Below are 15,443 nucleotides of genomic sequence, written 5' to 3' on the forward strand. Positions count from 1 at the left end.
CCGGCGAGGCGGCCGAGCCCTGGGCGGTGTTCACCGCCGCCGGCATCACGGTCGACGTCGTGTCCGTCGCGGGCGGGGGGGCGGCGGGGGGGGGGGGCCCCCCCCCCCCCGGGACTCTTTGCCGCGCCCGGGCTTGGTCCCGCTGGTCGGCCCGGTCTCCACCACCGGCTCGGCGTCCAGCGCCGACCCGCAGGTGTCGACCGGCCCGACGGCGGCCCGCAGCGCCCGCTGCGCGCCTTGCCCCAGGGGAATCCGGCCCGCCCGGGTCGGGCTGTCCGGGCCGGGGTCGGAAGGGTTCGGCCCGCGGCCACCGAAGCCCGCGCGGGCCGGACCCGGCTCGCCCGCGGCAGGTTCCGCAGTGCTCCGGCCGTCCGGGTCCGGGTCCGGAGCCGTCAGGCCGCTGCGCCGCAGGTGGGCGGCCGTGTGCCGAGAAGATCGCAGGCGATGCGGCACCTGCCGCGCGCCGTCGAAGCGAACCGCCGACCAGCGCCCATTTCGATACCGCCATTTCATGGTATTCCCCCGAAGACGATCCCGCTGTGGACCCGCACCACACACGTCGACCGGCAGGGCCTGGGCTTGTGCACCACCACCTCCACCGGGGGCGGCAGCCGCGGCACCACGGGCGCCGATGCCCACACTTTGCGAGCGTAACGCCGCCCAGTGCGCAGGATATCCGATGCCCGACTTTCCGCCGCCGTCGGACCGACACCAGGCAACGCGCCTCGGGGCCTGACTTGCCACTACTGGCAGCCATCGCGCAAAGGAACGATGCGGGCTTTCCCGCGGATGCGACGGGACCACAGCGTGTCCATTTCCGCGAATCGCCAGAACCGACATCGGCAGCGACCACCGGAGCTACCTCCATGGTCGCAATATCGATATCGCTCAACTACCCATAGTTACCTTTCCATTCGGAAGCGCAGCCTCCACCGCAGGAAAGACCAGAAAAGTCAGCAAGGAAACCACAATGAGTAGCAGAGCGGCGGCGACCAGGGGGCGCAGTCGATGCGGACCCGGGAGATGGCGGTAGAGCCAGGCATACACGTTCGGTCCCTCCTTGCGGATTCACCCGGCGGCCAGCGCCGGCGGCAGGCCAGCGGACTTCTCCGTGACGCCAACCAGCCCCCCGTACACGACCAGCCGATGACTGGCCGAGTATTTAGGATGACAGGTTGTCAAGGTAAGGAGACTCTTCGTTGGCGCCACACCAGGTCGTTTTGGTACCGGATACGTGACATCCAGCCGATTTGGTGTCACAACCTCCGAGCCAGTGACCCGGTACGTGTAGTACCGGTCCCGAACCTCAACGACCAGAGCGTCGCCTACCTTCAACTCATCAAGCCGATTAAAAGGTTTTCCATACGTGGTCCGATGTCCGGAGACCACAAAGTTCCCGATCTGACCGGGCATCGCCGTGCCGGGAATATGCCCAGGACCGCGACGCAGATCCGCGGCCGAGACTCCCTCGACGACGACGGGCGCGTAGTCCCGGCCAAGACGAGGCACCCGGAGGATCGCCACGCCATCCCCCAGCGGCACCGCCGGCAGCGGGGGTACGGCCATCCTGGGCGCGCCGGACCCGGGCGGGGCGGGCGCCGGCCGGCTCCAGGTCTGTTCGAGCTGGTGATGTAGCCGGTCCTGGGTCCGTCCGGCAAGCAGGTTGGTGGCCCACAGCTGGTAACCGAGGAACAGCGCCACGACGACGCCGGCGGTGATCAGCAGCTCGCCACCGCCGCGAGCCAGCCGGCCGATCCAGACCCGCCCCGCTCCCAGCGTCCGGCGATGCCGCGGACCGAACCCGCCGGGACCAGCGCCGTCGGGACCGGCGCCGCCCCTCGCGGGCAGCCCGGCTCCCTCCGGAAGCGGACGGCGCTGCGCCGGCGCGCCCGACCGCGCCGCTCCGGTCACGCCACCACCATCAGTGCCGGTGCCAGCGACGTCAGCACCACCGGGGGAGACGTCCTTCGCCCGCTCAACCTCGTTCGAGGGGACCGATGACGCGTCAGCCATCCGCACACTATGCCACTTGATAACTACTCTACGTACACACCCGCGCGCGGGGGTCGCCCTGCACCCCCAGGACGCGGCGACACCGCCGGCGTGACTCCCGACACCGCCACGCACTGCTACTCTCTGTATTCACATAGGCGCGTAGCGGGGTTGCCGCGCACCCGTTCCGTCCGCGCGCACGCCAGGGGTGCGACGAAGACCAGGGGGGCCGATGAAGACAGTGGCCGTCATCGTCCACTGGGGTCCGAGCGCACCCACGGTGGACGTCGCCGAGCGGCTCGAGGCCTGCCCGTCCATCTCCCAGGTCGCCGTCGTCGCCAACGACGGCAGCGGGCGTCCGCCGAATCTGCCCGCCCCCTGTGCGTGGCTGGTTCCGCCACGCAACCTCGGGTTCGGTGCCGGCTTCGCCCTCGCCTGCCGGGACCACCCGGCGGCCGAGGCATATCTGCTGGTGAACAACGACATCCGGATCGATGAGACCACGATCGACGGCTGCCTGCGGCTGCTGGCCGGGACGAACATCGGCATCGTCGCGCCGACCCTGGTCAACGGGGACGGCCTGCAGTCCGGCGCCGCGCGGCTCAGTCCCGTCCTCGTCGCGCCACGGGCACGACGACCCCCACAGGATCGGCCCTGCGAGGCGGACTGGGTCACCGGGGCGGTCATGTTCATCAAGGCCGACGTCCTGCGCCGGGTTCCGTTCGACGGCCGGTACTTCCTGGGGTTCGAGGACGTCGACTTCTGCTACCGGGTGCGGGAGGCCGGCTGGAGCGTCGTCCTCAGTCCGCACCGGGCCTGGCACACGGGCAGCGCAACGATCACCCGCAGCAGTTATGCCTACTATGTCGTGCGCAACCGACTCTGGTTCACCCGGCTGCGCGGCTGGCGGATGCGTACCGCGCTGGTCGCGGCCAGCGCGGCGGCTCTCGTTCTGCCCCGGTCCCTGGCGCTGGATCTGCTGCGCGGACGCGGGCTCGCCACCGGTGCGCTGGTCTACCACGGTCTGCTCGACGGCCTCGGCTCGATGCCCCCGCTCGGCGAGCCGCTCGCTGACGAGCCTCGCGCCGCCCGATGGACCTCGTGGTCCTGACGCCGCCCCGCGGACGAAGGGTCCCCCGTGGCGACGTTCCAGGAGTCGGCAACACCGGCCCTGGTGAAAAAGCGCAGGTGCGTGGCGTCCATCAGGCCGGTCTCGGTGTACTCGAAGCGCCCGAGCAGGAACCGCATCCGCTGCTGGTAGTACAGCACGTTCGGCAGGGCGACGAGGATCCGTCCGCCGGGTGCCAGTACGCGGCGGGCCTCGGCGACCAGCGGGCCCGGGGTCGACGAGGTGGCACCGGCCGGGAGAACCTCTCCCAGGCCCTCGACGGCTTCTTCGCGATCAGCGGCCTACTGGTCACATACAGTGCACGATGCTTGACGTGGCAACGCTTCGTGCGGAATCGGGCGTTGCGCGTCCTACCTATCGAGGCTCCGGCGCTGCGCCGCAAGACCCCGAGGCCACGCGGCTGTCATCAGTTCGCGTCCAGATGGACACGAACCGAATCCATGACACGAGTTCGAAGGCGCGACGGCTACCAGAGGATTGAATAGCATCACCATCCGTGCATCTACCTCGACGGACCACTCGCCCCGCCCCGGACGCCGACCTCGACCGAGCCGCCCGCGTTCTGCTCCTGACCCTCTCCCGCGGGCTCGGCGGCGGCATCGAGCGATACCTCACCACGGTCGAGGAGACGCTGCGCGCGGGCGGGGCGAAGCTGGCCAGGGTCGACCTGCTCGAACCGGGCGAGGAGACGACCCCCGGCAGTCGAGCCCGATTCGTCCGCCACGCCCTGGCGACGGCACGACGTTTCGGCCCGGCCGACAGCGTCGTGGTCGGGCACGCCAACCTCATCCCGGTGGGCGCGGCGGCGCTGCGCCTGACCCGCGCCCGGTTCGGACCGGTGCTGTTCTACGGTACCGACATCTGGAGCATGCGGACCACCGACCGGGCGATCCTGCGGGCCGACCCGTTGCTGCACCCCGTGACGATCAGTTCGTACAGCGCCGGTGCCCTGTCCACCGTCGGGCTCGCCCCGATCCTGCCCCCGGGCATCTCCCCGGACTGGCGGGCCACCCTGCTCGGCGAGTCCAGCCGGCGCCGTCCGCTGCCGCCCGTGCCCACGACGCTGAGCGTCTTCCGGCTGGCGGACTGGGCCGGCAAGGGCGCCGCGGTGCTGGTGGACGCGGTCGCGAACGTCCGCGCCCAGCTCGGGCCGGTGCGCCTCGTGCTCGCCGGGCAGGGACCGGCCCCGGGCGCGCTGCACGAGCTGGTATCCGCCCATCCGGACACCGAGGTCGTCGAGTCCCCCGGCGACGCCGAGCTTGCCCGGCTCTACGCGACGGCGGACCTGTTCGTCCTGGCCACCCGCACACACACCCCCGCCCGGGGACGGTCCGCCAGCGGCGAGGGCTACGGCATCGTGCTGCTGGAGGCGCAGCTGGCCGGATGCGCGGTGGTCGGGCCCGCCTCCGGTGGCAGCCACGATGCCTACCAGGACGGCGTCACCGGGCAGACACCGGTCGACGAGTCGGCCGGCGCGCTCACCGAGGTCCTGCGGGCCATGCTGGCCGACCGGGCCCGCCTGGCCCGCACCGGACGGCGCGCCGCCGAGTGGGCCGAGGCCGCCACCCGCCCCGACCACTACGCCCGGCTCGTCTTCACCGCCCTGACCGGACGCCCCGCCAGCACCGCCGCCGACCGCCCGGACCTGCCCGTCCAGCCGGCCGGCGCCGCTGTGCGGTCGGCCTCACTCATGTCCTCCACATCGTCCGGCCCGTCGGCAACGTCGAGCCGGTCGGCATCGTCGAGCCGGCCCGCGCCGTCCGGCCGGTCGGCGCCATGACGGCCGCTTCGACCGCAGACCGTACTTCGACCGGCTCCTCGGCCCGCATCCGGCCAGCCCCATCCGCCACGTGCGTTGGCCACGTGCGTTGGCCGAGGACACCGTGATGACCCGTCAGCGGTCCAGCCGTTCAAGGTCGAGATGCTCAGGGCTCGCAAGACGGGGCGCCGGGATCTCCACGGCAAGCCCGCGCGACGGGGTGGGCGGCCAGGGCGGGGCCACGTCGAGGCGGCGGGCGACCACCAGATGCTGGCCGGCGACATCATCATCGACGTCCGCCAGCGCGGATACGGGAATCAGCTCAAGCTCGCCGAATCCGGCCTCGGTGACGAGCCGGCGCACCTGCTCGGCGGAGCGGCCGAAGCAGTTGAGCGCGAACCGCAGCTTCATCCGCGCGGCCAGGCCCCGTTCGGCGCGCCACTGCGCCTCGGTCCGCCAGGCCGGATCATCGATCACCACGTGCAACAGCAACCGCCCGCCCGGACGCAGGGCGGCATGCCAGTCACGCAGCGCTGCAGCGACGACCTCGTCCGTGAGGTGCTGGACGACGGCGATGCAGTACACGACATCGACGTCGCGCCCGCTGCGGTGGAACTCCTCGGCGGTGAGGTACTCCAGGTTCTGCGCCGGGTTCAGCACCCGCGCGCAGGCCAGCACGCCACGGGAGACATCCACCGCGGTGACGGCGTGCACGTGGGAGGCCACGGCGACGGCAAGGTAGCCCGGCCCGCAGCCGACGTCGAGGACGTCGTCCTCCGGCTCCAGGTAACGACCCAGAAGATCATCGGCAAGGCTCTGTCGAGTGCGCCGGTTACGCTCGGCCGCCGTCTCGCGGTCATGCTCACCCGGCTGGAAGTAGTGGGGGCTGCACGCCAGCAGTCGCAGGGCCACGGTCCGGCGGTACCGGGCTGGCGTCGTCGCCATCACCACCGGCACCCACCAGGCACCCAGAAAGTTCTGTGCGCCGGCCGTCGCGAGCGCGTACCCCGCCAGGGAGCGGAGCTGACCAGCGACCGTGGAATCCCTGCCGGGCATGCTCGCCGTCCTCTCGGCCACCGATGACACCGGACGCGCCACCGAGCGCCGGACTGCCGAGCATCGACGGCGACCCACCACGGCCATCGAAGATCGGAAAGCCCGCTTGTTGCCAAGAGTATTGATGCGAACACCGACGGTCAACGACCGTCGTGCGTACGTCCCGTCCGTCGGCGGACGTTCCCGACCAGCCACATTGCGGGCGGGGCGGTCCTGCTCGACCCCGAGCCGCCAGCTGCTATTCCAGGTAGTCGCGCAGCTTCTGCGAGCGAGAGGGATGACGCAGCTTGGACAGCGTCTTGGACTCGATCTGCCGGATCCGCTCGCGGGTGACGCCGAACTCGCGTCCGACCTCCTCCAGCGTCCGCGGGTGACCGTCCGTCAGCCCGAACCGCAGCTGGATGACCTTCTTCTCCCGGTCGGAGAGGGTGTGCAGCACCGAGTCGAGCTGCTCCTGCAGCAGGATGAAGCTGGCCGCGTCGACCGGGACGACCGCGTCACAATCCTCGATGAAGTCACCGAGGTGGGAGTCCTCCTCCTCACCGATCGGCGTCTCCAGCGACACCGGCTCCTGGGAGACCTTGAGGATTTCGCGGACCTTTTCCGGGGTCAGATCCATCTCCTTGGCGATCTCCTCCGGGCTCGGCTCACGGCCGAGGTCCTGCAGGAGCTGTCGCTGGATGCGGATCAGCTTGTTGATCGTCTCGACCATGTGCACCGGGATGCGGATGGTGCGGGCCTGGTCGGCGATGGCGCGGGTGATCGCCTGCCGGATCCACCAGGTGGCGTAGGTCGAGAACTTGTAGCCCTTGGTGTAGTCGAACTTCTCGACCGCACGGATCAGGCCGAGGTTGCCCTCCTGGATGAGGTCCAGGAACAGCATCCCGCGTCCGACGTACCGCTTGGCGATCGAGACGACGAGGCGCAGGTTCGCCTCAACCAGCTTGCGCTTGGCGATCTGGCCGTCGCGCTCGATGGCCTCGAGATCCCGACGCATCTGTGGAGAGGTCTTCTTGGTCGCCACCGCGAGCTTCTCGGAGGCGAACAGGCCCGCCTCGATCCGCTTGGCGAGGTCGACCTCCTCCTCCGCCGTGAGCAGCGGGACCTTGCCGATCTCCTTGAGGTACATGCGGACCGGGTCGGAGGTCGGCGCCTTGAGGGCAAGCTCCTCCTCCTCCCGGCGGCGCCGGGCGAGCAGGTCCGCTTCGTCGGGATTCTCGCCCCCCGCCTCCAGGACCTCGATGCCCTCGTCGTTGAGCACCTGCAGCACCGTCTCGGCCTGCTCCGGTGGCAGCTCGGCGGCCTGGATGGCAACCGAGACGTCCTCGGTGGTGAGGAAACCGATCTCCTTGCCCCGGGTAATGAGGTCCTTGACCTCGTCCACCTGGGCTTCGCGGGGTAGGACGGTAGGACTCATGGGCGGAATCTCGTCACTTCCTTCTCGGGATCGACCCAGGTTACGCGGCACCTACGCCCCGCTCCCGGAGTTGACGCTTGTGCTGCTCCAAAGCGATCAGCTCACCGTAGGTACGGTTGAAGGTGTCGGTGTCAGTCGCCGGGTTGAGCCGCTGTACACGGGACTTCAGCTCGGCGATCCGACGTGTCACGTGCAGCTCCTGTACGCGTGACATCTGCTCGTCGACATAACGATCATCGACATCGCGGTCCCACAGCAGCCTCTCCACTGCCAGTGCGGTGACAACGCGACGCAGGTCCTCCTCCGCTGCGGCCGCGGACAGCTCGGCGACCCACCCGCCGACGTCACCGGCCCTCGCCAGTCCCCCGCACACCCCGCCGAGCCGCCCGATGAGCTCGCGGACGGCGCGATGCGCGGGAACGGTGAACATCTCCGGGGGGAGCGGGTCGAACATCGCTCCGGCGAAGCCCGGAAACTGGATGGCGAGCTTGAGTGCCTCCCGCTCCACGACCGCGGCAGGGTTGACGGGGTCGACCGTACCTGCCCGACCGGCGTCCACCGCGGAGGCGACGGCGGCGGATCCGGCCGGCGCACCCGTGCCGGGCGGCGTGCGGCGGCCGGTGAAGGCTCCGGGCGACGTGCCCGCGGGCGTGCCGACGACCGCCTCGGCCCGTGCCTGCGCGGCCGATCCCGTCCGCGACCCGCCGACGGTGCCCGGACGCCCGGCTCCGGCCGCCGCCCGGTCGCGGTGCTCGGCGACCCGGGCGGCGACGAACCGCTCGTCGAGGAATCCGAGCCAACGGTCGAGGTTGACCGCGTACCGGTGCCGCAGGCCGGCGTCCTTGATCCGCCCGACCAGCGGGGCAGCGGCGTCCAGCGCGGCGAGACGGCCCTCGGTGGAGTTGAGGTCGTACCGGCCGAGCACGCCCCGGATGGCGAACTCGACCAGCGGCACGCGCCGGGCGACGAGCTCGCGCACCGCCGCGTCGCCCCCGCGCATCCACAGTTCGCACGGGTCGAGCCCGTCCGGCTCGACCGCGACGAACGTCTGCGTGGCGAATCGCTCCTCGTGCTCGAAGGCCTTCAGCGCCGCCTTCTGGCCCGCGGCGTCGCCGTCGAAGGTGAAGATGACCTCGCCGCGACGTTCGTCGGAGTCCATCAGCAGCCGCCGCACGACGCCGACGTGCTCCCCGCCGAAGGCTGTGCCACAGGTCGCCACCGCGGTCGTGACCCCGGCCATATGACAGGCCATGACATCGGTGTAGCCTTCCACCACGACAACCTGATAGCGCCGGGCGATGTCGCGCCGGGCGAGCTCGGCCCCGTAGAGCAGGCTTGCCTTGCGAAAGAGCGGGGTCTCGGGCGTGTTGAGGTATTTGGGTCCGGCGTTCACCTTGCCGCTGTTCGCGGCGCCGTCGGCGTCCAGCAGCCGTCCGCCGAAGCCGACGACGTCCCCGGCGAGATCGCGGATCGGCCACATGAGCCGGTGGTGAAAACGGTCGATGAGCCCACCGCGAGAGCCCGGTTTGGACAGCCCACCGAGCACGAGTTCCTCGCCGGTGAACCGGCGGGCCAGCAGATGGCGGGTCAGCGTGTCCCACCCGGTGGGCGCGTAGCCGACACCGAAACGGCCCGCGGCCTCGGCGTCGAACCCGCGGGCGACAAGGAACTCCTGGCCCGCGCGGGCCGCGGGATGCGCGGAGAGCTGCTCGGCGTAGAACTCGGCCGCGGCCCGGTGCGCCTCGAGCAGACGCTGACGCTGGCTGGAGACCGATCGGCTGGTCGTGCCTCCGCCCTCGAAGGTCAGCGTCACCCCGGCGCGGCGGGCCAGCCGCTCGGAGGCCTCGCGGAAACTCAGCCCGTCGATCTCCCGGACGAACGAGTACACGTCGCCGCCCTGCTGGCAGCCGAAGCAGTGAAACAGCCCCGTCGCTACGTTGACGTAAAAGGAGGGCGACTTCTCCTCGTGGAACGGGCACAGGCCGACCAGCTCGTTGCGCCCCGCCGGCCGCAACTGGACATATTCGGAGACGACGTCCGCGATCGGCGAGCGCTCCCGGACGAGGGCGACGTCGGAGTCACGGATTCGTCCGGCCATCCGCGCCTCCCCTCATCCCTACCGGGCAGGGAACCCCGCCCGGGGCAGACCCCCCACCAGGCCTGTGCCCTGTCGTACCCGACGGACCGATCTTCCGAGCACGGAGGGTGGCCCCCCGGCCGAGGCCGACGATCACCCTGTCCGACGCACCACACATCGGCCCTACCGGTGCGATGGTACGTGTCGTAGGCACGACAGTACCGATCATGCCACGTGAATGTTGGAGATGACGCCCCTCACCTGCACCGCAGTCGACCGGTCTGGCTGCGTGACGGCCGGCCTGGAACCTCCCCCTCGGACGGGGACCATTCCCCCCGCGCGAGGTACGGGATTTCCGGCATCCCGACCCCATCGCATCACCAGGAACGACACAACGCTCATCCAACCATCGACGGGGGTGGGTCACCGGCCACCCGCCGGTGACTGGCCGCGGCTCACAGGACATGCCTGACAGGACGCGCCGCACCCGCTTCACGTTGCCCGAGAGGTCGCGTCGACTCCGAGGGCCTCACAGGACGCGACGCTCGGGCCGGCCACGCAGGGCGGCGTGACGCCGTACGGCACTGGCGTCGGTCAGCCGCGCGACCTGGTCGATGATCACCCGCAGTCGACCGGCATCGTCCAGCGCGGCCTCGAAGGCAGGACGCAGCCCCGGGTCGAGCGTGCGGGGCGCACCGGCCCGCAGCAGTTCGACGAGTTCGACGACGAGCTCCCGCTGCCGCGCCCGGCGGGCATGCACTCCGGGACGCTCCATCACGTACCAGGCGGTGACCCCCTTGAGGGCGACGCACTCGGCGACGGTCGCCGCGTCGACGGCAAGATCCGCGCGGTGGCGCACCAGGCGCCCCTCGGGATGACGCGCCCGGGTCGCCCGTACGGCCGCCCCCGAGAAGCGGGCGATGAGCTCGCTCGTCATCGCGCGCAACGCCGCCTGCCCGCGGGCTGATGTGATCTCCGAGCGCGGCCACCACGGCTGCGAGCGCAGCGTGTCCAGTCCCGAGGCGACCGCCGCGGCCGAGACCTCGGGGTAACGCCGCGCGGTGGCGGCGGCGAGATCCGCGCGATGGCCGGGATCGTCGAGGGCGGCGAGTTCGATGTGCCCGGCGACGACACCGTCCTCGAGGTCGTGCACGGAGTAGGCGACGTCGTCCGCCCAGTCCATGATCTGCGCCTCCACGGGCCGCCGGCCTGGCGGCGCACCGTGGCGGATCCAGGCGAGCACGTCGAGGTCGTCCTCGTAGGCGCCGAACTTGGCCGTGTGCGGATCCGGGCCCTGCCCGCGGGACCAGGGATATTTCGTCGCCGCGTCCAGGCTTGCCCGGGTCAGGTTCAGCCCGGCGCTGCATCCGTCCGCATCGACGATCTTGGTCTCCAGGCGGGTCAGCTCGCGCAGGCTCTGCGCGTTGCCCTCGAATCCGCCGCACGACGCTGCCACCACGTCGAGCGCCCGCTCGCCGTTATGCCCAAAAGGGGGGTGACCCAGGTCGTGCGCCAGGCAGGCGGTGTCCACGAGATCGGGATCGGCCCCGAGCTGCTCGGCGAGCTCGCGGCCCACCTGCGCCGTCTCCAGCGAGTGCGTCAACCGGGTGCGCGGGAAGTCGTCGTCAAGCGGGCCCACCACCTGCGTCTTCCCAGCCAGCCGGCGCAATGCGCTGGAGTGCAGCACCCGGGCACGATCCCGGGCGAAGGGGCTACGCGGCTGCGGTGTAGCCTTCGGACGCTCCGCGACCCGACGTACTGTGTCCAACCCGTCATACCACTCAGCGACCACGAGGTTGAGAGTATCGGCGCGATTTGGGGACCTCGGCCGATCGCAGCGACGATACTTTGTGCGCACCCCTCACCAAATCGGCCCGGAGGCCCGCCGTGGACAAACTCGTCAAGTACGCTGCGATCGCGTTCCTCATCTTCTTCGTGGTGACCGCGCCAAACAGCGCCGCCAGCATCATCGACCGCGTGTTCGGATGGCTGCAGTCGTGGGCCGACGGGGTCTCCCAATTCGTCACCGATACGGCGCTGTGACCTCGGTCCGGCCGGTCGGGCCGGCGATCCCGTCACAGCGCACCCGGAGGTTGGGCCCCGCCCGGCGCGCCCGTGTGTCGATCTCTGTCCAGCCAGCCTGGATGTCTGGGACACTGCTGACGTGGTGAGACTTCAACTGCCCGACCCGGCCCAGCGCGACACCAAGTACCTGGCATCGCAGGAGCGCCTGGTCATGATGGTGCGCCAGCACTGGGCGATCCTGCTTCCCGTCTTCCTGCAGACGGCAGGGGCGGTGCTGCTCGCTCTGGTCGCCAACATCGTGTTCGCCTCGCAGGACGTGGACGCGGGCATCATCACCACGCTGCTCTGGTACTTTGCCCTGTTCATGATCCTCCGGATGCTCTGGAAGGTCGCGGACTGGCAGTTCGACCACCTGATGATCACCGATAAACGCCTGCTCAAGGTGTCCGGGATCTTCTTCCGCAAGGTCCAGACGATGCCCCTTTCCAAGATCACTGATCTGACCTACAACCGGGATCCGATGGGTCGGCTGCTCGGCTACGGCGAGTTCGTGGTCGAGTCCGCCGGGCAGGACCAGGCGCTGTCGAACATCAAGTTCCTGCCCCGCCCAGACCGGCTCTACCTCACCCTGGTCGACATGACCTTCGGTGGGGCCCCCTCGCCTGCCGGCGACGACTGAGCTGGCACTGGCTGAGCTGGCACTGGCGCAGCTGGCACTGGCACAGCCGGCGACGAAGCCGGCGAGGCTGGCACTGACAGGTCCGGCGACGAAGCCGGTTGGGCAGCGACACCGGGCAGGCAACCAACACCCACCGCAGTGTGCCGCCGGGGGACGACGGAAGGCACGCGGCATCGGCTGGGCGCAGAGCCCAGCACGGCCACCGCGGTCGTAAGCCGACAACCGATGCACGTAGCTGTCAACGAGCGGGGCCGGGGAGATCGATCCCCGGCCCCGCTCGTCGTTCGGATCAGGTCATGCGGGTCGGCCTGCCCCACCCCACGGCCACCCCGTCCGGCCGGAGCGGGGACCTGCGGCCCGGTTCCGGGCGGCCGGTCCCCGCTCAGCGCGGCTCGCGATCGCTCAGCGCAGCAGGTCGCGGGCCGCGTCGACGATATGCGGCGCCGAGATGCCCGCGGCGTCCAGCAGCTCGCTCGGAGTGCCGGAGCCGGGCAACGAGCGCACGGCGAGATGACGGACCGACAGGGGCAGGCCACTGTCGTCCAGTGCCGCCAGCACGGCGCTGGCGAGCCCGCCCTCGGGGTAGTGGTCCTCGGTGACGACGATGCGCCCGCCCGTGGCCCGAGCCGCCTCGAGCAGGGTCGCGGCGTCGACCGGCTTCACCGAGTACAGGTCGATCACCCGCGCGCTGACGCCTTCCGCGGCGAGCGCGTCGGCGGCGGCGAGCGACTCGTGCAGGGTCACACCGGCACCGATGAGCGTGACGGTGTCGGCCTCCGTTCGGCGCAACACCTTCGAGCCGCCGGGGGCGAACGGCTCGTCCGGGCCATAGAGCACCGGGTAGGCGCCTCGGGTGGTACGCAGATAGCTGATCCCGGACAGGTCCGCCATCGCCTCGACGAGCTTCGCCGTGGACGTCGCGTCGCTCGGGTAGAGCACCGTCGAGCCGTGTACCGCCCGCAGCATCGCCAGGTCCTCGAGCGCCATCTGCGACGGGCCGTCGGCGCCGATCTCCACGCCGGCGTGGCTGCCGGCGAGCCGGATGTCGGCCTGGGAGATCGCCGCCATCCGGATGAAGTCGTAGGCGCGGGAGAAGAAGGCCGCGAACGTCGAGGCGAACGGCACGTAACCGCGCACTGACAGGCCGACCGCCGTGGCAACGAGCTGCTGCTCGGCGATGAACATCTCGAAGAAGCGGTCGGGATGGACCTTGCCGAAGTCCTCGGCGTGGGTCGAGTTGCTGACCTCGGCGTCGAGCGCCACGACATCGGTGCGGACGCCGATGGCCGCCAGCGCCTGGCCGTAGGCCTTGCGGCTCGCGACCTTGGCGCCGAGTTCGAAGGTCGGCAGCGTGATCGACGGACGCTGCACGGCTGCCGGCCGGGGCAGGTCCGGCCCCGGCACCGGGCCGCGCACCCGCAGGTCACGCTCGCCGCCGAGCTCGACGATCGCCCGGGCCGCCATGTCGGCGGGCAGCGGCTTACCGTGCCAGTTCTCCTTGTCCGCCACCTCGGAGAAGCCTTCACCCTTGCGGGTGCGGGCGAGCACGACGGTGGGCCGGCTTGCGTCCTCGGCGTCCGCGAACGCGGCGTCGATCGCCTCGACGTCGTGCCCGTCGATGACGATGGCGCGGGCGCCGAAGGCCTCGACCCGCTTCGCGTAGCGGTCGAGATCCCAGCCGATCTCCGTCGGGCCACGCTGACCGAGCCGGTTGACGTCGACGATCGCCACCAGGTTCGACAGCTGGTAGTAGGCGGCCTTGTCCAGCGCCTCCCAGATCGAGCCCTCGGCCATCTCGCTGTCGCCGCACAGCACCCAGACCCGGAAGGGGGACTTGTCGAGGTACTTGCCGGCGATCGCGACACCGACCGCGTCCGGCAGACCCTGGCCGAGCGAGCCGGTGGCCACGTCGACCCAGGGCAGGATCGGGGTGGGGTGGCCCTGCAACCGCTCACCGAAACGGCGGTAGCCGTTCATCAGTTCGTGGTCGCTGACCACGCCAACGGCCTTGTAGACCGAGTAGAGCAGCGGTGACGCGTGCCCCTTCGAGAAGATGAGATGGTCGTTGGCCGGGTCCTCGGGGTTGTCCCAGTCATAGCGCAGGTGCCGGGCGACCAGCACGGCCAGCACATCCGCCGCGGACATCGACGAGGTGGGGTGCCCGGAGCCAGCCGAGGTGCTCGAGCGCACCGAGTCGACCCGCAGCTGCTGCGCGAGTTCCCGGACCGTCTTCAGATCGGCCGTACCGACCGTGCTCTCGGTTACGGGAGATGCCACACCAGTCTCCTTATTGTGATCCTCTATGGTGATCCTCAGGTGTCGCACACGCCGCGTGGCCCGCTTTGCCGCATTGCGCCACTACCGTTTGTCGCACTACCCTTTCGCCCGGCGATCCGAACCGTACCAGCGCGGGTGACCACCGAAGGGTGCCGCGCGAGCCGCTGGTAGGTCACATCGACGGAAGGTCAGTTCGCCCCCGATGGGAGCACGGCCGGTTTCTTCCCGCGCAGCCCGTCGCCGCCCACGCGGGGCGCAGCGGCCCGGCCGCGGCCGCTGGGCCCACCGGTGCCCGGACGGGCCACTCCCGAGCGCCCGAAAGGTGGCGACAGGCCCGCACCGCCCGGCGAGCCGACGCGAGGCCAGAGCCAGACCCGCGGCCCACCGGACCGTGATCGGATCGCGATCCGGCCGCGGTCAGACCGCGCTGGTGGTGGCCTCAGGTGGCGAGGCGCGGTGGAACAGCTGATACCAACGGTAGCCAATCCCCTCACGCACGATGTAGTGGATCCTCGTGTCGATTCCGTGAACAGTCGGTCCGGTGGTGACCGGCGACGTGTGCGCTTCCAGTCCCAGGTCGTGTGCCATCGTCCGCGAACGCAGACTGTGCCACGGGTCGGTGACGATGACCGTGGAGCGCCAGTGCCGGGTGTTCATGACCCCGGCGACCGCGGTCAGTGACCCGAGGGTGTCGGACCCCTCGGGTATGACGATCACCTTTTCCGCCGGGACGCCGCGCCGACGCAGATAGGCGGCACCGGCCTCCGCCTCCGTGTACCGGTCGCCGGGCTGCTTGCCACCGATGGTGATCACCACCGGGGCGACACCCTCGCGATACAGCGCCGCCGCATGGTCGAGCCGGGCCGCGAACACCGCCGACGGACGCCCGTCGTACTGGGATGCCCCGAGCACGACCAGCGCCTCCACCCGAGGATGATGATCTTCTCGACCCACCCACCACACCTGGACGACCGTGACCGCACCGACGACGATCACACTCGCGGTCAACGCCACCGCGACCCGGATCGCCCA

The 15,443-nt window shown here is 70.6% G+C and carries 12 protein-coding genes; 4 read left to right on the forward strand and 8 right to left on the reverse strand.

Features of this window, described 5'->3' with window-relative positions; translation table 11 throughout:
* Positions 1–45 precede the first annotated feature (45 nt).
* Positions 46–453: a hypothetical protein gene (locus tag MXD95_RS21180; RefSeq protein ID WP_250642434.1), complete on the reverse strand. Its 408-nt coding sequence runs from the start codon at positions 451–453 to the stop codon at positions 46–48.
* A 615-nt stretch (positions 454–1,068) separates the two neighbouring features.
* Positions 1,069–2,013 carry a class E sortase gene (locus MXD95_RS21185; RefSeq protein WP_250642435.1) on the reverse strand — a complete coding sequence of 315 codons (945 nt, stop codon included), beginning with the start codon at positions 2,011–2,013 and terminating at the stop codon, positions 1,069–1,071.
* Positions 2,014–2,224: 211 nt separating this feature from the next.
* Here MXD95_RS21185 and MXD95_RS21190 point away from each other — a divergent pair, with 211 nt between their 5' ends.
* Positions 2,225–3,103: a glycosyltransferase family 2 protein gene (locus tag MXD95_RS21190; RefSeq protein WP_250642436.1), complete on the forward strand. Its 879-nt coding sequence runs from the start codon at positions 2,225–2,227 to the stop codon at positions 3,101–3,103.
* Positions 3,104–3,617: 514 nt separating this feature from the next.
* The gene (locus tag MXD95_RS21195; RefSeq protein ID WP_250642437.1) at positions 3,618–4,901 is read left to right on the forward strand and encodes a glycosyltransferase family 4 protein; all 1,284 of its coding nucleotides are present in this window, start codon (positions 3,618–3,620) and stop codon (positions 4,899–4,901) included.
* A gap of 114 nt (positions 4,902–5,015) precedes the next feature.
* Here the strand turns inward: MXD95_RS21195 and MXD95_RS21200 are convergent, their stop codons facing one another.
* The 4 genes from MXD95_RS21200 to MXD95_RS21215 form a co-directional block, all read right to left on the reverse strand.
* Positions 5,016–5,936 carry a class I SAM-dependent methyltransferase gene (locus tag MXD95_RS21200; protein ID WP_250642438.1) on the reverse strand — a complete coding sequence of 307 codons (921 nt, stop codon included), beginning with the start codon at positions 5,934–5,936 and terminating at the stop codon, positions 5,016–5,018.
* 238 nt (positions 5,937–6,174) lie between these two features.
* A complete protein-coding gene (locus MXD95_RS21205) occupies positions 6,175–7,353 on the reverse strand; it encodes an RNA polymerase sigma factor (protein ID WP_250642439.1) in 1,179 nt (392 codons plus the stop codon).
* A 40-nt stretch (positions 7,354–7,393) separates the two neighbouring features.
* Positions 7,394–9,451, reverse strand: coding sequence for a DNA primase (gene dnaG, locus MXD95_RS21210; protein WP_250642440.1), 2,058 nt, complete (start codon positions 9,449–9,451; stop codon positions 7,394–7,396).
* Between the two features lie 508 nt (positions 9,452–9,959).
* Entirely contained in the window at positions 9,960–11,222 is a 1,263-nt protein-coding gene (locus MXD95_RS21215) for a deoxyguanosinetriphosphate triphosphohydrolase (RefSeq protein ID WP_250642441.1), read from the reverse strand.
* A 95-nt stretch (positions 11,223–11,317) separates the two neighbouring features.
* Here MXD95_RS21215 and MXD95_RS21220 point away from each other — a divergent pair, with 95 nt between their 5' ends.
* Together MXD95_RS21220 and MXD95_RS21225 are read left to right on the forward strand one after the other, a co-directional pair.
* A complete protein-coding gene (locus tag MXD95_RS21220; protein WP_250642442.1) occupies positions 11,318–11,473 on the forward strand; it encodes a hypothetical protein in 156 nt (51 codons plus the stop codon).
* A 121-nt stretch (positions 11,474–11,594) separates the two neighbouring features.
* Positions 11,595–12,134 (forward strand): PH domain-containing protein, encoded by a 540-nt coding sequence (locus tag MXD95_RS21225; RefSeq protein WP_250642443.1) that lies wholly within the window; start codon positions 11,595–11,597, stop codon positions 12,132–12,134.
* Positions 12,135–12,536: 402 nt separating this feature from the next.
* Here MXD95_RS21225 and MXD95_RS21230 read toward each other — a convergent pair whose 3' ends face one another.
* Together MXD95_RS21230 and MXD95_RS21235 are read right to left on the reverse strand one after the other, a co-directional pair.
* On the reverse strand, positions 12,537–14,411 hold the full coding sequence (locus MXD95_RS21230; protein WP_250642444.1) for a transketolase: 1,875 nt from the start codon (positions 14,409–14,411) through the stop codon (positions 12,537–12,539).
* A 417-nt stretch (positions 14,412–14,828) separates the two neighbouring features.
* The gene (locus MXD95_RS21235) at positions 14,829–15,425 is read right to left on the reverse strand and encodes a YdcF family protein (RefSeq protein WP_374122100.1); all 597 of its coding nucleotides are present in this window, start codon (positions 15,423–15,425) and stop codon (positions 14,829–14,831) included.
* Positions 15,426–15,443: the final 18 nt, after the last annotated feature.

It is taken from the genome of Frankia sp. AiPa1 (genome assembly GCF_023243075.1).
In the GTDB taxonomy this organism is placed as follows: domain Bacteria; phylum Actinomycetota; class Actinomycetes; order Frankiales; family Frankiaceae; genus Frankia.